A 16,474-nucleotide genomic window follows, 5' to 3' on the forward strand; every position below is an offset into this window, starting at 1 on the left:
ACGTAAATGGCGATGAAACGAAAACGTTTAGGCGAAATGCTGTTGGAAGAAAGTGTCGTGACGGAAGCACAGATTGAAGAGGCTTTATCCGTCAAACGGACATCGGAAAAATTAGGGGATACCTTACTACGACTCGGTCATTTAACCGAACAACAATTGATTGAAGCGTTGCATCATCAATTAAAAATTCCTGTCATTCAACTGTATAACTATCCGGTCGATGTCGCGGTAACGAAATTGATCTCAAAAGAACTGGCGCAGCGGCATACATTAGTGCCGGTTTATCGAGAAGGAAATCGGCTGTTCATCGCGATGGCAGATCCGATGGATTTAATTGCAATTGATGATTTGCGGTTGCAGACAGGATTGATGATTGAGGTGGGACTTGCGACACGCGACGAAATCCGGCGGACGATTTTAAAGTATTACGATATCGATTCATCCCTGCGAGAATTACTCGAGTCCGACGAGATGACGATTTCGGATACATCACGTGATACCGTGACACGTGAAGATGCTCCCATTATCCGTCTGGTCAATCAAATACTCGAAAACGGAATTTCCCAGCGGGCATCCGATATTCATATGGATCCACAAGAAACATCGCTGTCAATCCGAATTCGGATTGATGGTGAATTACGGACAGAAAACAATTATCCGAAACAGATTCAAAATATTTTGACGACCCGGATTAAAGTCATGAGCGAACTGGACATTACGGAATCCCGGTTACCACAGGATGGACGAATTAAATTCCTACATAATGGCGTTGCGTATGATTTCCGGGTCTCGACATTACCGACTGTCTACGGCGAAAAAGTCGTCATTCGGATTCTCGACAGTTCAAATTCCAACATCTCGATTGCAAAAATCGGTTTCAGTGAACGGAACGAACAACAATTCCGTGAGATGCTCAAACGGCCAAACGGGATTATCTTAATCACGGGACCAACCGGATCCGGGAAATCCTCGACATTGTATGCCGCTTTAAATGAATTGAACGATGAAACACGGAATATCATTACCGTCGAAGATCCGGTCGAGTATCAAGTCGACGGTATCAATCAGGTTCAGGTCAACTCAAAAATCGGCTTGACGTTTGCCAGTGGTCTCCGTTCGATTCTGCGACAGGATCCAAACGTCGTCATGGTCGGGGAGATTCGGGACATTGAAACAGCCGAGATTTCAATCCGGGCTTCATTAACCGGTCACCTTGTTCTCTCGACCTTGCACACGAATTCGGCCGTCAGTTCGATTACCCGATTGATCGATATGGGGGTTGAACCATTCCTTGTCGCGGCCTCGGTCACCGGATTGATTGCCCAACGCCTCGTCCGGCGGGTGTGCCGTGACTGCGGGGAAGTCCAGCCGTTGTCGAAACGGGAAGAAGAATTGTTTGCACAAGAAGGAATCACAGCGACGACCGTCATGCGGGGACGCGGCTGCTCCTCTTGTAACATGACAGGCTATCGTGGACGTCTGGCGATTCAAGAAGTTGTCATGGTTGATGAAAGCTTACGACGGATGATCATGAATCAATCAACGGAGAGTGAAATCACGATGTATGTAAGATCACAAGGACAAAGGTTATTGCTAGCGGACGGTTTATCTAAAGTCGCCCAAGGGATCACGACGACGGAAGAAATCCTCCGGACGGTGATTTCCGAATGAGTACGATGGAACGCGCCCAAATTGAAGACATTTTACGATCGTCAAAAGAAAAAGAAGCATCTGATGTCCATTTGACGGCCGGCTCACCACCGGTCTTTCGCATCAACGGTGTCCTGACACCGTTTGGCTCGGAAAAGATGAAGCCGATCATCATTGAAGGGTTCGTCCGTTCCCTTATTACCGAGGAAATGTTTTTACAGTTAAAACAGGATCGCGATATCGACTTTTCATTTGGTGTGACAGGAGTGGCGCGCTACCGCGTCAATTGTTTTTATCAACGCGGTGCGTTGTCGATGGCTTTCCGGACAATTCCGACCGAAGTCCCGACACTCGATCAATTGTCATTACCGCCGGTCTTAAAACGTTTTTTGACGAAGCCGCACGGTTTGATTCTCGTGACCGGTCCGACCGGTTCCGGGAAATCGACGACACTGGCAGCGATGATCAATGAAATCAACCAGACGATGTATAAGCGGATCATCACGCTCGAAGATCCGATTGAATATTTGCATAGTCATCAGAAAAGTCTGATTGATCAGCGGGAAATCGGAATCGATGCGCCGCGGTTTGCGACCGGCTTACGGTCTGCCCTGCGTCAGGATCCGGATGTCATCTTACTCGGTGAGATGCGCGATCTGGAAACGATTTCAACCGCCGTGACGGCAGCAGAGACCGGTCATCTAGTTTTCGCGACCGTCCATACGTCGACGGCGGCATCGACGGTCAGCCGCATCATCGATGTCTTTCCGTCCGAGCAACAAGACCAGATTCGGGCTCAACTCGCGAACGTTCTAGCCGGTGTCGTCTCACAACGGCTAATGCCGCGAACAGACGGAACGGGTCGTGTCGCAGCACTTGAAATCATGGTCGAGACACCGGCTGTGTCAAACTTGATCCGGACCGGGAAAGAATATCAGATTCAATCTGTTCTGCAGACAGGGAAGCAATACGGGATGCAGACGATGCAGATGGCATTACAAGACTTAGTGAGTCGTGGATTGATCCCAGCATCTGCCGCGACACCTTACATATCGGGGTGAATTAATGACAGTCTTTAAATATGAAGGTCGAACAATGACCGGCAAACGAAAAAAAGGCAAGATCACAGCACTAACGAAACGGGAAGCGGCAGAACGATTACGGACCGATCAAATTGCCGTGACGCTGCTTGAAAAACAAGAATCAAAAGGCTTAAATACAGAGATTACATTTTTAACCGCGAAACCGAAAATCGAGCATCTCGTCATGTATGCCCGTCAGTTTGCGACACTTGTACGGTCCGGGGTCTCGATCGTCAAAGCGACGGAAATCTTGCGCAAACAGACCGATTCGAAACCGCTCGAACGGGCACTTGTCGAGGTTGAAGATGATCTACGGAGCGGAATTCAATTTTCGCAAGCGATTGAAAAACATCCCCGTGTCTTCGATACGTTTTTTGTCAGTATGGCGATGGCGGGGGAAGCAAGCGGAAACTTGGAAGAAGCGCTTGATAATATCGTCACTCAGCTTCAGAAGCAGTACGAGATCAAACGGAAGGTCATCTCGGCGTTGATTTATCCGGCAGTCGTCTCGATTGTTGCCATCGGCGTTGTCGTCTTCTTAATGCTGAACGTCGTCCCGACGTTTGCGTCGATTTTTGACCAACTGGGAAGTGAGTTGCCGTTGATCACAAAAATCGTCGTTGCGGTTTCTGACTTTTTTGTCGCCTATTGGTGGGTCTTACTGCTGATTGCTTTTGGTTTGCTCGGTCTGCTGTACTTCAACTTAAAGAATGAGCGGCAACGCGTTATCTTTGACCGTCTGTTATTGATGATTCCCGTGTTTGGCCCATTGATTCAAAAATCACAAATCGCCTTGATGACACGGGGGCTGGCCGTTTTACTGAATGCCTCCGTCCCGATTCTCGCGTCCCTCGACATCACGGAACGGATCGTCACGAACCGGGTCATCCGTAAAGGAATTGCCGCTGCAAACGAAGCAATGTCACGCGGGATTCCGATGCATGAACCCTTATCAAAAAACAAATATTTTCCACCTCTCGTCACTCAGATGATTGCGATTGGGGAGGAGTCGGGACGGCTCGACTCGATGCTGACGGAAGTCGCCGATTTTTATGAAACCGAAGTTGAAACGACGACGGATCGCTTGAAGTCAATCATCGAACCGTTGTTGATTGTCGTATTAGCAGTTATCGTTGGTGTCATTGTCATCGCCGTTGTCGTACCGATGTTCAAAATCTACTCCGATATTCAGGCCAGTTGACAACTGTCAAAACATTTACCTATTGTACAAAAAAGACATTTTCTACAAAAAATATGGTGCTACTATAATAGTATTCATCTGGACAGTATGACCTATACGCCAGGAACAGTAAAAAAGTACTAGGGAGGAATAATAAACATGTTAGAACGTCTGAAAGAGATTTGGCTCGATGCGAAACAAATGCGTGACGAGCGCGGCTTGACATTGATCGAGTTGCTCGTTGTTGTCGTTATCTTAGGAATCATTGCAGCAATCGCTGTCGTCGCCATCGGCGGATTGATTGAGAACTCACGTAAGGATGCGGTTGTGTCCGATGCGAAACAATTGGTAGCAGCAGCAAAACTGTATACGTCTTCAAACCCTGTTCAGCCTGGGGAAACAGTTAAAGTAGGTATTAATCAAGATAAAAAACCAATTACAGCTAACGGTGTAGCTAAAGGTACAAAAGATGCACCTCGAACAGATTCATTAAAAAAATATATCGATGATATGAAAGATGCTTTAAATTCTGATGCACCTTATGAAGATTCGTTCGTTACTGTGACTGAGAAGAATGGTTCGTATGATTATGAAGTTACGCTGAAAAGTGAATCAACAGATTACACATACTTTACAGCAGCAGCGCCAAAAGATTTAAAACGTGCTGGAGTAGTTGAAAAATAAGATGAAAGCCCCCATCTCGGGGGTTTTTTTCTGAACTTTTTTAAGGAGGGAACGCACGATGACTATCGTTTTCACCGTTTACTTTTTTCTGATTGGAATGCTCGTGACCTCATTTACGAACGTCGTCGGCTTACGGGTGCCGGTCGGGGAATCGATTGTTCGTCCGCGCTCGCATTGTCCCAACTGCGGGCATGTTCTCGGTCCACTCGAGTTGACGCCGGTCATCGGCTATCTCGTTTTGCGCGGCAAATGCCGGACGTGTCAGCTGCCGATTTCGATCAAATATCCGGCGCTCGAATTACTCGGGGGCATCCTATATGCTTATGCCTTTTATCAGTTCGGTTGGTCGATGCAATTCGTCCTGTCGATTCTGCTGACGAGCCTGCTCAGTATCCTCGTCATGTCCGATCTTGCCTACATGTTGATTCCGAACAAAATCTTATTATTCTTTTTACCGATTAGTCTGATTGTTCGCTACCTTTCTCCCCTTGAGAACTGGTATAATCCAATTATTGGCGGATTCGTCGGATTCTTTCTATTGTTCGCGATCTTTCTTGCGTCACGGCAAGGGATGGGGGCAGGAGACGTCAAGTTGTTTGGTGTGCTCGGGATTTTTTTAGGTCCGTTACACGTCGTCATCGCCCTGTTTGTTTCCGCGTTCGTCGGATCAATCATCGGACTGGGGTTACTCGGCTTCAAACGCGTGGAACGAAAACAACCGATTCCGTTTGTTCCCTCGATTGCCGTCGGAACATTACTGACATATTATTTCGCGGACGATTGGGTGAAGCTTTATCTCGATCTGTTCCTCTAGGAAAGGAAGAACATACATATGGCGCAAGCTCGGCGCAGAGGTACATATATTTACTTTAATTTCACAGATGTCGGGATTTTTGGAGCGGTCGTTAAAAAAGGTGTCATTAAGCGGCGAGGCGTCGTCTCGTTACCGCCCGGGACCCTTCAAGGGGGGTGGCTCCAACCGGAAGCATCGCTTGATCTGATTTTTGACAGCTTACTGGCGAAGTTAAAGGTTCCCCGCGGTTCGCAAGCGGTCTTGGCGATTGATGGATCACTCGTCCTGGCCCGGAAACTCGAAATTCCGGAGACGGTCGAGACGAATCAGATTCGCGGATATTTGTTTATGGAACTGGGACACAGCATCGTCCTGCCGTTTGAAGAACCGTATTTTGATTACACGCTGCTCGAAGAAGACGGTAAACGGGAAATCATGTTGTATGCGGCACCAAACGAAGCGTTAAAACAGTACATGGAACTATTCCGGAAAAAACATATCCGTCTCGTGGCAGCGGAGCCCCAGCCACTGGCAACGTTTTTTGGTCTCGATGCGCTGTATGAGGTCGAAGCCGACAGTAATCTATTGATTTGGAACGTCAACGCGACGAATCATCAGCTGATCATCATTGAAGACAAGATACCGCGTCTGATTCGTTCGGTCGATACGTTTGTCGCGAATGCCTGGGAAGTCGATGTCATCGAGGACCGGTTGCATTACCGGTATCAATCGGACGATGCCAACGTCGAATTCATCTTGGAAGAGATGTTACTGGAATTTTCACGTGTGCTTGATTTCTATCGCTTCTCGTTAGCACGGGACGGGCGGGAAATTAGCCGTGTCATGCTGACTGGAGATTTTCCGTTTCAAGAGGAGCTGGTCCGCCGGTTTGAAACGAACTTTGATGTCCGGTTGGAACAAGTACCGGATGTACTTGATGTGGCAGGTCAATCGATTCCAAAAGCTTACTTACCCCTCGTTGGATTAGCAACGGTCCACAAAGACCGGATTAACTTGTTGCCGGACAGTGATGTGGCTCCTAAGTTTCCACTGGTAGCTTCCCTCATCCTGTTGCTATTCGGCGGGATAGCCGGAGGATATCTCTACTGGCAGACCGATCAATTTGCCGACCGGATCGAAACCGCGAACAACCAGATTCAAATCGTCCGGACGCTACAATCGGAATCGGCCCAATCCGCCAAACAAGAAGTCGCGCAGCTCAAGCAGACAGTTGACGGGCTTGAAGCGACACCACGTCCGGCTGTTCCGGCTCTTGAACGGATTACGCGATATTTGCCGGAACGCGGCTATATCCTGCAGTTTGCTTATGGCGCCGACCATCTCGTAACAATGAACGCTCAGTTCGAGACGCTCGAAGAGTTAAACGGATTTTACCGTCAATTGTTGACGGACACGGCCTTCACCGGAGTGACGTTAACGAGTGTCACGACGAAAACGATGAATGAAGAGGCGGAAGTCGTCACATCGACGACAATTGATCCGACGACCGGTCAAGAAATTCCATCGACGACAATTACGCCGACGGATGATACGGAGACGGAAGAACCCCGTTATATCGGACAATTCGGTCTGACGGTCGTTCCGGCAGAAGTCATCAAAGGGGAAACGAACCAGGCGGATCCTGATGCGCCGAAGGAAGACGCGGTGACGGATGCCGTGGTCGATCCTGAATCGGAAGCAACTGAAACGGTGGAACCGCCGACGACAGACACCGGTACAGATGCAAACGAACCGGTATCGACTGAAGTAGAGGAGGTGGAAGAAAATTGAAACGATACAGTGGTCTCATTCTTCTTGCCTTGACGATCGTCCTGATTGTCGGCGGCCTCTCTTACTTCGGCTATACGACGTATACGACTTACCAGGAAATGAAACAAACCGAAGCGACGCTTGAGCGGGAACAGATGGCGCTTGAAGCAGCGAAGGCGAATGAACAGAAAGTGGATGTCGCCGAATCCAGCTTTCTTCAAAAACAAGTCCCGGTCGTACCAGCGAATGATGACGTGATTGATGCAATCAATGCGGCCAGTCAAATTGCCGGTGTGAAAGTCCAAGCTATCACGTTTGGTGCAACCGGAACGGAAGCAGCTCCTGCATCGCCGGTCCAGTCAACGCCTGCCGTCGATGGTGCGATGGCAACAGAATCCGAGACGGAAGCTGCCCAGACGGCAGAGACACCGGTTGCGACCACAACCGCGACGGCACTGCCAGCTTCTTTGACGGTCGAGGCTCCGTCCTATCTTGAACTGATGGCCTTCCTCAAACAGATCGAACGGACGGACCGGATTACGATTTTACGTCAAATTCAGCTGACAGGTCCGGATGAACCCGGTCCGGGAAGCCAGATGATCGTATTAGAGGACGAGATGATGTCCTTTACGGTGGAAATCGAAAGTTACTACCGCCCGGATTTGACGCAGCTGATTCCGGATAAACAGACGCCTCTTCAAGAGACGACACCTAAATCGGATCCGTTTGTCGATGTTACAGATAATTAATCAAAAAACAGGTGTTGCTCTGACTCGGAGCGGCACTTGTTTTTCGTTATACTGAAAGTTGATTCCAGTAAGACTGGTCGAAAAAGAAGGAAAAGAGCGTGATAATGATGATAACGCAACACCCATTGATTCTGGCTTCAGCATCTCCGAGACGGACTGAACTGTTACGGCAGATTGGTGTGCCCCATACGATACGGCCGGCCGATGTGTTGGAGGAAGCCCCATACCCGATGACGGCTGACGAGTACGTGATGTATTTATCACGGAAAAAAGCGCGTACCGTAGCGAAGCCCGGGGAAATCGTTCTGGCAGCGGATACGGTCGTGGCACTGGATCACCACATTCTTGAAAAACCGGCCGATCAACCGGCGGCCCTCGAAATGTTACGGCGGTTATCTGGACGAACGCATGAAGTCGTGACCGGGGTGACGCTTTTGCAGGATGAACGAGAGGAGACGTTCACAATTACGACGACCGTCCGATTCTGTGATATTCCGGAAAGCTGGATGTTCGCTTATGTCGCGACGAAAGAACCGTATGACAAAGCGGGCGGATACGGCATTCAAGGAAAAGGCGGTCTGTTCGTCGAAGCGATTGACGGGGATTATTATAATGTCGTCGGTTTACCGATCAATCCGATCAGCCGTCGTCTCGAAACGTTTGGAATCAAGCCGATGTTCGCGTAATTCCTTGTACAGAAAGGTCGGATGAAGTGATTGAATGGCCAAAAGATATGATTCAGTTAAAGGGGTTGGCACAGGCGACGACGGTGGAACTATTAGCATGTCTCGTCCGCAGCGGGACGCGGAACCGGAGTCCACTTGAAATTGCCGAGGATTTACTCGATATCTATCCGTCGCTGATCGAACTTGAAGCGGCAGGGGTCGGCGGACTGGAAAAGGCACCGGGCGTCGGAAAAGCAAAGGCGCTCCAAATCATGGCAGGACTTGAACTCGGCCGACGTCTTGTCACGGAACCGAAATGGGTCCGCCCGGTCGTCCGCTCACCGGATGATGCCGCTGAATTATTGATGGAAGAGATGCGTCTCTATCAGCAGGAACACTTTATCTGTCTGTACTTGAATACGAAAAATGAGGTTATTTCGAAAAAAACACTGTTTATCGGTGGACTCAATACATCGATTGTTCACCCGCGCGACATATTTCGGGAGGCGATCCGTTGTTCGGCGGCAAGTTTCATAGCCGTCCACAATCACCCGTCCGGTGATCCGACGCCGAGCCGCGAAGATATCGAAGTCTCGGAACGAATGGTCGAGGCCGGGAGATTGATCGGAATCAGTTGCATCGATCACCTCGTCATCGGGCATGGACAATTTATTAGTATGAAACAGCGGGGATTTATGTAAGAATAACGTCTGAGGGGGAACGATGCTTCCTGACCTCAGGCGTTTTTACTTTTGTAGCGACCAATGAACTGTAAACAAGCTGTAACGTTTTAACGCTTTCCTAGGAAGGCTTTTCCGTTATAATTAGTGAAGTGTATTCTCAGAGAGGGGTTTTTTGAATAATGTTTGGATCATTTAGCCGTGAAATCGGCATTGACTTAGGTACGGCAAATACGCTCGTTTATGTGAAGGGGCAAGGAATCGTCGTGCGCGAACCTTCTGTCGTCGCATTCCGTACCGATACAGGAAAGATTGAAGCAGTAGGTAATGCAGCAAAAAACATGATTGGACGGACACCGGGAAACGTGACGGCACGACGCCCGATGAAAGATGGGGTTATCGCCGATTATGAAACAACGGCTACGATGATCAAATACTTCATGGATCAAGCAACGAAGAAAAAAGGATTATTTTCGTCTAAAACAAACGTCATGATTTGTGTACCAAGCGGTATCACATCCGTTGAAAAACGTGCGGTCGAAGACGCAGCGAAACTCGCTGGTGCACGCGAAGCCTATACGATTGAAGAGCCGTTTGCAGCAGCAATCGGAGCAGGTCTTCCGGTTTCTGAACCAACGGGATCCATGGTCGTCGATATCGGTGGCGGAACGACGGAAGTTGCTGTCATCTCACTTGGCGGTATCGTCACAAGCCAATCGATTCGTGTCGGTGGAGATGAGATGGACGAGTCCATCATTCGTTACATCAAATCGAAATACAATCTGATGATTGGTGAGCGGACGGCTGAAACGTTGAAAATGACGATCGGTTATGCCCGGATTGATGAAGAATCGGAAAACGAGACGATGGAGATTCGTGGACGTGATCTCGTGACAGGACTTCCGAAACAAATCGAAGTCACAAGTGCAGAAATTTGTGATGCGTTGTCGGATACGGTCGATGCGATTTTAGCCGGTGTTAAACACACGCTTGAACAAACACCGCCAGAATTATCAGCAGACGTCATGGACCGCGGAATCGTCTTGACAGGCGGCGGCGCCCTTCTGAAAAACTTGGATGCTGTGATTGAAGATGAAACACGCATCTTGACACTCGTTGCGGAAAACGCGCTCGACTGTGTCGCAATTGGTACAGGTAAATCGTTGGAGATGATGAATGTGTTACGTTCGAAATCAGGCATCTCACAAAAAAGATAAGGACGGGATGAGCGATGAAGCGATTTTTAAATAATCGAAAACTGCTCATCACACTCCTTAGTTTTCTCCTTTTGGTGATTTTAATCGGGATCTCGCTCCAAGGACGTAACCAAACCCACTGGTATCAAAGTTTTGTCCGCGATACCGTCGGCGTTGGACAGCGTCTTTTTGCGACACCGATTGGCTGGATTGATGATACGGTCACTTCGGTTAAAGAAGTGCGCGATGTGTATAAGGAAAATGAGTATTTAAAATCACGACTGGGCGACTATGCCGGAAATTCCGTCAAAGTCCGCGATCTGGAACGTGAGAACAGTGAATTAAAAGACATGTTGAAGCTAAAAGGGTCGATTCGGGATTATACGTTATTACCGGCAGAAATGATCGGTCGCACGTCATCCGAATGGCAACGCTTCGTCACGGTCAATATCGGAAAAGAACAAGGTGTCAAAGCCAATATGGCCGTCGTAACGGCAGATGGTTTAATTGGCCGTGTCATTCAGACAAGTGCCTACACATCACTCGTTCAATTGTTATCGGATACGAGCCGGACGAACAATGTCTCAGCGGTAGCTGACGATACGAAAGGAAAAAGTATCTTCGGTACGATCGAAGGATTTGACGAAGAGACGAATCTCTTGAAATTCACGAAGATTCCGAATGATGCCAAACTGAAAAAAGGCCAGATTGTTACGACATCTGGACTCGGTGGTAAGTATCCGAGTGGTATCGTGGTCGGAAAAATCGAACAGGTGAAATCGGATCAATACGGTGCTTCGAAAATCGCATACGTCAAACCGGCAGCAGACTTCGAACAGTTTGGTCATGTTTTCGTGATTCAGCGCGAAGCGAAGGAACCTTTCGCTGAGACCGACAAGGGAGGGGACACTCGTGAATAACATCAAGTTGTTTTTCGCCGTGTTCCTTCTTTTTATCTTGGAAGGAACGCTGTTTGCGGGTCCGCTTGGAGACGGTTCTCCTTACGTCATCCATGTCACGTTGATCGCATTGATGTTTTTGGGACGTTATGGAAAAATCGAACAAGCGCTTGGTTTTGGATTGTTGTTCGGTCTGTTATATGATTTCGTCTATTCGGATATCATCGGAATTTATTTATTTGCGCTATCTGCCATTCCGCTTTTTAGTAGCTTCGTGCTAAAATATGTAAAGGAGAACGTATTAACGATTATCGTCACCTTTACGTTCAGCGCTATTTTGTTTGAACTGGATATTTATTTCTTCACGGCTTCGGTCGTAGGAGTCGGTGTTCCCTTCAAGGAACTCGCGACGCAAATCATTCCAAGGAGTCTCATTGCTCAGTTGATTGGAATCATCGTGCTGTATTATCCGATGACGCGACTGGTGCAATCCACATTTGATGAGAAAAGAGGATGAGTCATGATTGAGCGTAAGCGTTATGTAACGATGAAAGGTCATCGTGGTGGCCTCGCCGTCTATGTGAATGAAAGGTGCAGTGTGGATGAATTTCTTGACGATTTAGAATTGACGCTTGCCGACAAATCCGTCGAGAACGGACGCGCCGTTCCGATTACCTTCTTCTTCGGTCGCCGTTATGTCGACGAAGGCGTTGTGACGGCCGTCGAGTCCATCGTTGCGCGTCATGATTCATTTTCGTTTAACGGGTACGACAGCGAGTGTCTGACGAAGGATGAAGCGAAAGCTCTTTACGGGGAACGAACATTTCATTACTTTGGCGGCACGGCCCGAAGTGGGCATGTCGTAGATGTCGAAGGGTCGATCGTCGTCATTGGCGACATCAATCCGGGAGCCGTCGTTCACGCAACCGGCAGCATTTATTGTCTCGGTGCGTTACGGGGGACCGTTCATGCAGGAAAAGGCGGGAACGAACAGGCTGTAATTGCGGCAAGTATCCTGCAGCCGAAATGGATTTCGATTTCCGATTTCGTCCATGAAGATCCGGATGATGCGCCGATCAAGGCGTTAGACATGGGTTGTGCTTTTGTAGGGGAAACAGGAGTCGAATTTTCTCGTCTTCAAACCGTTCCGCTTGCGCGGATGGATCAATTTGCGATTGATAGTGAAAGAGGGTGACAGATATGGAACAAGTGAAAGAACAGGTACATAAAGATGCGAAAACGCATGTAGGACGTGCCATCGTCGTCACATCTGGTAAAGGTGGAGTCGGTAAGACGACGACGACTGCAAACATCGGGACAGCACTTGCGCTGATGGGGAATTCGGTTTGTCTCGTCGATACAGATATCGGTCTTCGGAATCTGGATATCGTACTTGGCCTCGACAACCGGAGTATCTATAATATCGTTGACGTCGTAACCGGACAATGTAAACTGCATCAAGCCCTCGTCCGTGATAAACGTTTTGAAGAAATGTATCTGTTACCTGCTGCTCAGTCTAAGGATAAATCATCCGTCACACCGGAACAGGTAAAAGGCATCATTGACTCATTAAAATTAGAGTATGACTTTGTTTTGATTGACTGCCCGGCAGGAATCGAACAAGGCTTCATGAATGCGATTGCCGGTGCAGACGAAGCCATTATTGTCACGACACCGGAAAAAGCTGCGGTTCAGGATGCAGACCGAATCATCGGGATGCTGGAGCGTTCGGAGCGTCAAATCGTGCCGAAGCTCGTCGTTAACCGTGTCCGCTCGCATATGATGGCGGCTGGAGATATGCTCGATATCGACGAAATCATGCGTATCTTGTCGATCGATCTGCTTGGTTTGATCGTCGATGATGAAGAAGTCATCGCAGCGTCTCACCGCGGTGTGCCCGTGACGATGAATCCGGATAATCGGGCTGGTCTCGGCTACCGGAACATCACGCGACGGATTCTCGGAGAGTCCGTTCCGTTGCTCGACATCATGGAACAGCCGCAAAAAGGATTTTTCGTGAAACTGAAAAAAATGCTTGGCATGAAATAAGATGGGGAAAAATAGACTAGAAGGGTTTTATGCTTCTAGTCTATTTTTCATGGAGGAATGAAGATGAAATGGATTAGTGAACAGACTCCGTCTCTGGAACGGGTCGCGTTGGTCGAAGGGGGGCGCGTCGTCGAATACCACGAACGAATGCGGGATGAACTTCGTGTCGGCACCTTGCTGCATGCGAAAGTTGACAGGTTGCACCCGACGCTCGAAGCGGCATTTTTGATTGCGACGGACGGGACGCCGCTTTATTTACCGATCAATGAAACGCTGGAGACGTTACGCCGTTATCCGGAAGTTCCGACGATCGGGCAAGCTGTTCAAGTCGGTCAGACCGTACTCGTACAGGTCGTAAAAGAAGGGGCAGCCCCGAAACAGCATAAAGTGACACAAAACATCACGTATGGTGGACGGTTCCTCGTCTATTTCCCATACGGACGCCGCGTGCGTTTCAGCCGGAAGCTGGATTTGGTCGTTCAACAGCAACTGGCTAAAGTGATTCCGGTGGCGGAAGAGGAAGGGATTTTATACCGGACAGAAGCGGCGCAAGCCGAGGTCGGGGTGTTGATGGCGGAATTGAAGCAACTGCGGGCACGTCATCAACATATGTTACAGCAGACGACACTTGAACAGGATGAGCCCTTGATCATTCAAGAAGCGAAGCGGTTGAGTCATGTCACAGAAGCGCTCGTCACGAACAGAATGGAGAAAGAACGGCTGGAGCAGATGGGGTTTCAGGTCGAACGTCCCGTCATCAAAGGCCGCCTGCCGATCATGGAACAGGTGGACCGGGCGATTGAGAAGGCGCTGGACCGGGTCGTTTGGCTCGACGGTGGGGCTTATCTGCTGATTGAAGAAGTCGAAACGATGACCGTGATTGATGTCAACAGTGGGAAAACAGTTTCCGTCAAGGAACAAAAACGGACGTTTGATCAAATCAATGAAGCGGCAGCAGTTGAAATCATGCGTCAGCTCCGTCTGCGAAATATCAGCGGGATGATTGCCGTCGATTTTTTGAGGGGGTCCAGTAAAGGACAGACACGGGTGACACAACTGTTGAAGGAACGGGCAGCGCACGAGTCGAAACAGATCGAAGTATACGGTTTTACGAAAATGGGCTTATGTGAACTGACACGTCAGCGACACGGGAAGTCCCTGTTCGAACGGTCACAGGATCATGGTCAGTTGTCCCGGGTCGCGATCCACCGTCAACTCGAGCCACGGTTGATGGAACTCGCGACACACGCGGAAGCAGCGGTCGTTCGCGCTCCGCTCGCTCTGCTCAGTCCATTGCTTCTCGCCGAAAGTCCTCTTGAATTACTTCTGATAGAAGGTGAACCGGGCATTCTGTTTACCGGTACGAAAGCCGACTGTGACAATTTTGTCAAAAGACATTGAGAATCCGGCAGAACGTTATTGACAACAGTCAACTTCGTTTGGTATTCTGAATAACGTTAGTTCGTTTGGAAAGCACCCAAATGACTACAACCGCACAGACCGGGTTTTAAAGCATCCGCTGCCCGTGATGGCGAGTCTGAGTTCCTAAGAGGAGGTGCACGTAATGTACGCAATTATTAAAACTGGTGGTAAACAAGTTAAAGTCGAAGCTGGCCAAGAGATCTACGTTGAGAAATTAAACGCAGACGTCGACAGCACAGTAGAATTCGGCGAAGTCTTGATCCTTGGTGGTGACGATGTTAAAGTCGGCGCTCCACTCGTAGAAGGTGCGAAGGTCGTAGCAACGGTCATCAAACACGCTCGCGCGAAAAAGATCACAGTCTTCAAAATGAAAGCTAAAAAGAACTACCGTCGTAAGCAAGGTCACCGTCAACCTTACACGAAGGTCCGCATCGAGAAAATCGAAGCGTAAGCCATGATACGTGTCAAGATTCGACGAGATGAAGCGGAGTTGATCCGTTCCATCGAAGTGACAGGACATGCCGAGTTCGCTGAGCCTGGTTTGGATTTAGTCTGTGCCGGCACATCAAGTGTGATCTTCGGGGCATACAATGCCATCGAATCACTGCTCGGGCAGGTCCTGCTCCTTGAAATGGCAGAACAACAAGAAGGTGGCTACTTTTATGTAGAACCGTATGCTGACTTAGCACCGGATGTCAGTGAACGCACCCAATTGTTACTGGAAGCGATGTTGGTCCAGCTTGGAACCATCGCTGAAAGTTACGGTGAGTTTATCCAACTTGAACAAATATAGGAGGTGGATTCCACATGTTGAAACTTAATCTTCAGTTCTTCGCATCGAAAAAAGGGGTAGGTTCGACAAAGAACGGTCGTGACTCGCAATCGAAACGCCTTGGGGCGAAACGTGCAGACGGTCAAACTGTTTCTGCTGGTTCAATCCTCTACCGCCAACGCGGTACGAAGATTCACCCAGGTATGAACGTCGGACGTGGTGGCGATGATACACTTTTCGCAACTGCAACTGGTGTCGTTCGTTTCGAACGTCTCGGACGCGACAAAAAACAAGTCAGCGTTTACCCAGCATAAGTGATCGATGAAGCAGACTCTAGCCACTTTCAGGGGTTAGGGTCTGTTTTTTTTAGGAGGGAACGGACTGATGAAGGATGAGCAGGTACTGGATCTTTTGAAGTCACTTCGTCACGAATGGTTGAATCGATTATAACTTGTTCGTTCATATAGCGCGATGGGTGACGAGGCGGCTGTTGAATCGATTTGTTCAATGTATCGGGAACAAGCGTCACGAGAAGGACGACTTTCCCTGATCGGACTACCGAAAACGGCACTCGCACTGCAACGAGCAGATTGGACAGGCCTAACTGTCGAATATGATGTAATCGAAACACCAAAGCAGATCGAGGATTCACGCGTAGCGTCTATTCTTGAAGCTGCGCTTGACATGATAGAAGTGGGGAATGGAGAAGTATCCGTGACCTTCCATGAGGGCGTGACCATCGAGATCTATCGGGATCTACTAGATATGTCGCGCCTTAAAGATCTAGTGACGCCGATGGAGATCGAGTCACAGACAGAGTATGAGTGTGTGATTGAAATCGAAAGTCTTCCTGCAGAGGAAGAAAAGTAATAGGAGGGATCTG

General features: G+C 48.8%; 19 protein-coding genes and 1 other annotated feature. All 19 genes read left to right on the top strand.

Features of this window, described 5'->3' with window-relative positions; all coding sequences use genetic code 11:
• Positions 1-6 precede the first annotated feature (6 nt).
• Positions 7-1,671 carry a GspE/PulE family protein gene (locus tag P402_RS0105665; RefSeq protein WP_026827807.1) on the top strand — a complete coding sequence of 555 codons (1,665 nt, stop codon included), beginning with the start codon at positions 7-9 and terminating at the stop codon, positions 1,669-1,671.
• A complete protein-coding gene (locus P402_RS0105670) occupies positions 1,668-2,711 on the top strand; it encodes a type IV pilus twitching motility protein PilT (protein WP_012370992.1) in 1,044 nt (347 codons plus the stop codon). Before P402_RS0105665 ends, P402_RS0105670 begins: the two co-directional genes overlap by 4 nt.
• Positions 2,712-2,715: 4 nt before the next feature.
• Complete coding sequence (locus P402_RS0105675; protein WP_026827808.1) at positions 2,716-3,933, top strand: type II secretion system F family protein; 1,218 nt, start codon at positions 2,716-2,718, stop codon at positions 3,931-3,933.
• Positions 3,934-4,071: 138 nt separating this feature from the next.
• Positions 4,072-4,596 (top strand): type II secretion system protein, encoded by a 525-nt coding sequence (locus P402_RS0105680; RefSeq protein ID WP_026827809.1) that lies wholly within the window; start codon positions 4,072-4,074, stop codon positions 4,594-4,596.
• Between the two features lie 58 nt (positions 4,597-4,654).
• Positions 4,655-5,410 (top strand): prepilin peptidase, encoded by a 756-nt coding sequence (locus P402_RS0105685; RefSeq protein WP_026827810.1) that lies wholly within the window; start codon positions 4,655-4,657, stop codon positions 5,408-5,410.
• An 18-nt stretch (positions 5,411-5,428) separates the two neighbouring features.
• Positions 5,429-7,180, top strand: coding sequence for a fimbrial assembly protein (locus tag P402_RS0105690; RefSeq protein WP_026827811.1), 1,752 nt, complete (start codon positions 5,429-5,431; stop codon positions 7,178-7,180).
• Positions 7,177-7,908 carry a hypothetical protein gene (locus P402_RS0105695; protein ID WP_026827812.1) on the top strand — a complete coding sequence of 244 codons (732 nt, stop codon included), beginning with the start codon at positions 7,177-7,179 and terminating at the stop codon, positions 7,906-7,908. The genes P402_RS0105690 and P402_RS0105695 overlap by 4 nt, the downstream gene beginning before the upstream one ends.
• Positions 7,909-8,015: 107 nt before the next feature.
• A complete protein-coding gene (locus tag P402_RS0105700) occupies positions 8,016-8,594 on the top strand; it encodes a Maf family protein (RefSeq protein ID WP_051525189.1) in 579 nt (192 codons plus the stop codon).
• A gap of 47 nt (positions 8,595-8,641) precedes the next feature.
• The gene (radC, locus tag P402_RS0105705) at positions 8,642-9,274 is read left to right on the top strand and encodes a RadC family protein (protein WP_188005452.1); all 633 of its coding nucleotides are present in this window, start codon (positions 8,642-8,644) and stop codon (positions 9,272-9,274) included.
• A gap of 161 nt (positions 9,275-9,435) precedes the next feature.
• Positions 9,436-10,470, top strand: coding sequence for a rod shape-determining protein (locus tag P402_RS0105710; protein WP_012370984.1), 1,035 nt, complete (start codon positions 9,436-9,438; stop codon positions 10,468-10,470).
• Between the two features lie 14 nt (positions 10,471-10,484).
• The gene (gene mreC / locus P402_RS0105715) at positions 10,485-11,369 is read left to right on the top strand and encodes a rod shape-determining protein MreC (protein ID WP_026827815.1); all 885 of its coding nucleotides are present in this window, start codon (positions 10,485-10,487) and stop codon (positions 11,367-11,369) included.
• Positions 11,362-11,865 carry a rod shape-determining protein MreD gene (gene mreD / locus P402_RS0105720; protein ID WP_012370982.1) on the top strand — a complete coding sequence of 168 codons (504 nt, stop codon included), beginning with the start codon at positions 11,362-11,364 and terminating at the stop codon, positions 11,863-11,865. The genes mreC and mreD overlap by 8 nt, the downstream gene beginning before the upstream one ends.
• A gap of 3 nt (positions 11,866-11,868) precedes the next feature.
• Entirely contained in the window at positions 11,869-12,543 is a 675-nt protein-coding gene (locus P402_RS0105725; protein WP_026827816.1) for a septum site-determining protein MinC, read from the top strand.
• 5 nt (positions 12,544-12,548) lie between these two features.
• The gene (minD, locus tag P402_RS0105730) at positions 12,549-13,397 is read left to right on the top strand and encodes a septum site-determining protein MinD (RefSeq protein ID WP_051525125.1); all 849 of its coding nucleotides are present in this window, start codon (positions 12,549-12,551) and stop codon (positions 13,395-13,397) included.
• 63 nt (positions 13,398-13,460) lie between these two features.
• Positions 13,461-14,798, top strand: coding sequence for a ribonuclease E/G (locus P402_RS0105735; protein WP_026827818.1), 1,338 nt, complete (start codon positions 13,461-13,463; stop codon positions 14,796-14,798).
• A 78-nt stretch (positions 14,799-14,876) separates the two neighbouring features.
• Positions 14,877-14,946: a sequence feature (ribosomal protein L21 leader region), on the top strand.
• Positions 14,947-14,961: 15 nt separating this feature from the next.
• A complete protein-coding gene (gene rplU, locus P402_RS0105740) occupies positions 14,962-15,270 on the top strand; it encodes a 50S ribosomal protein L21 (protein WP_012370978.1) in 309 nt (102 codons plus the stop codon).
• Between the two features lie 3 nt (positions 15,271-15,273).
• On the top strand, positions 15,274-15,612 hold the full coding sequence (locus P402_RS0105745) for a ribosomal-processing cysteine protease Prp (RefSeq protein ID WP_026827819.1): 339 nt from the start codon (positions 15,274-15,276) through the stop codon (positions 15,610-15,612).
• 14 nt (positions 15,613-15,626) lie between these two features.
• A complete protein-coding gene (rpmA, locus tag P402_RS0105750; RefSeq protein ID WP_012370976.1) occupies positions 15,627-15,905 on the top strand; it encodes a 50S ribosomal protein L27 in 279 nt (92 codons plus the stop codon).
• A 193-nt stretch (positions 15,906-16,098) separates the two neighbouring features.
• The gene (locus tag P402_RS16265) at positions 16,099-16,461 is read left to right on the top strand and encodes a hypothetical protein (protein ID WP_235188827.1); all 363 of its coding nucleotides are present in this window, start codon (positions 16,099-16,101) and stop codon (positions 16,459-16,461) included.
• The last annotated feature ends 13 nt before the right edge of the window (positions 16,462-16,474 follow it).

This window comes from Exiguobacterium sibiricum 7-3, from assembly GCF_000620865.1.
In the GTDB taxonomy this organism is placed as follows: Bacteria; Bacillota; Bacilli; order Exiguobacteriales; family Exiguobacteriaceae; genus Exiguobacterium_A; species Exiguobacterium_A sibiricum_A.

Coding starts and splice junctions, on each gene's coding strand:
- P402_RS0105665 (WP_026827807.1), top strand. CDS start 7: ATGGCGATGAAACGAAAACGTTTAGGCGAAATGCTGTTGGAAGAAAGT.
- P402_RS0105670 (WP_012370992.1), top strand. CDS start 1,668: ATGAGTACGATGGAACGCGCCCAAATTGAAGACATTTTACGATCGTCA.
- P402_RS0105675 (WP_026827808.1), top strand. CDS start 2,716: ATGACAGTCTTTAAATATGAAGGTCGAACAATGACCGGCAAACGAAAA.
- P402_RS0105680 (WP_026827809.1), top strand. CDS start 4,072: ATGTTAGAACGTCTGAAAGAGATTTGGCTCGATGCGAAACAAATGCGT.
- P402_RS0105685 (WP_026827810.1), top strand. CDS start 4,655: ATGACTATCGTTTTCACCGTTTACTTTTTTCTGATTGGAATGCTCGTG.
- P402_RS0105690 (WP_026827811.1), top strand. CDS start 5,429: ATGGCGCAAGCTCGGCGCAGAGGTACATATATTTACTTTAATTTCACA.
- P402_RS0105700 (WP_051525189.1), top strand. CDS start 8,016: ATGATAACGCAACACCCATTGATTCTGGCTTCAGCATCTCCGAGACGG.
- radC (WP_188005452.1), top strand. CDS start 8,642: ATGATTCAGTTAAAGGGGTTGGCACAGGCGACGACGGTGGAACTATTA.
- P402_RS0105710 (WP_012370984.1), top strand. CDS start 9,436: ATGTTTGGATCATTTAGCCGTGAAATCGGCATTGACTTAGGTACGGCA.
- mreC (WP_026827815.1), top strand. CDS start 10,485: ATGAAGCGATTTTTAAATAATCGAAAACTGCTCATCACACTCCTTAGT.
- P402_RS0105725 (WP_026827816.1), top strand. CDS start 11,869: ATGATTGAGCGTAAGCGTTATGTAACGATGAAAGGTCATCGTGGTGGC.
- minD (WP_051525125.1), top strand. CDS start 12,549: ATGGAACAAGTGAAAGAACAGGTACATAAAGATGCGAAAACGCATGTA.
- P402_RS0105735 (WP_026827818.1), top strand. CDS start 13,461: ATGAAATGGATTAGTGAACAGACTCCGTCTCTGGAACGGGTCGCGTTG.
- rplU (WP_012370978.1), top strand. CDS start 14,962: ATGTACGCAATTATTAAAACTGGTGGTAAACAAGTTAAAGTCGAAGCT.
- P402_RS0105745 (WP_026827819.1), top strand. CDS start 15,274: ATGATACGTGTCAAGATTCGACGAGATGAAGCGGAGTTGATCCGTTCC.
- rpmA (WP_012370976.1), top strand. CDS start 15,627: ATGTTGAAACTTAATCTTCAGTTCTTCGCATCGAAAAAAGGGGTAGGT.
- P402_RS16265 (WP_235188827.1), top strand. CDS start 16,099: ATGTATCGGGAACAAGCGTCACGAGAAGGACGACTTTCCCTGATCGGA.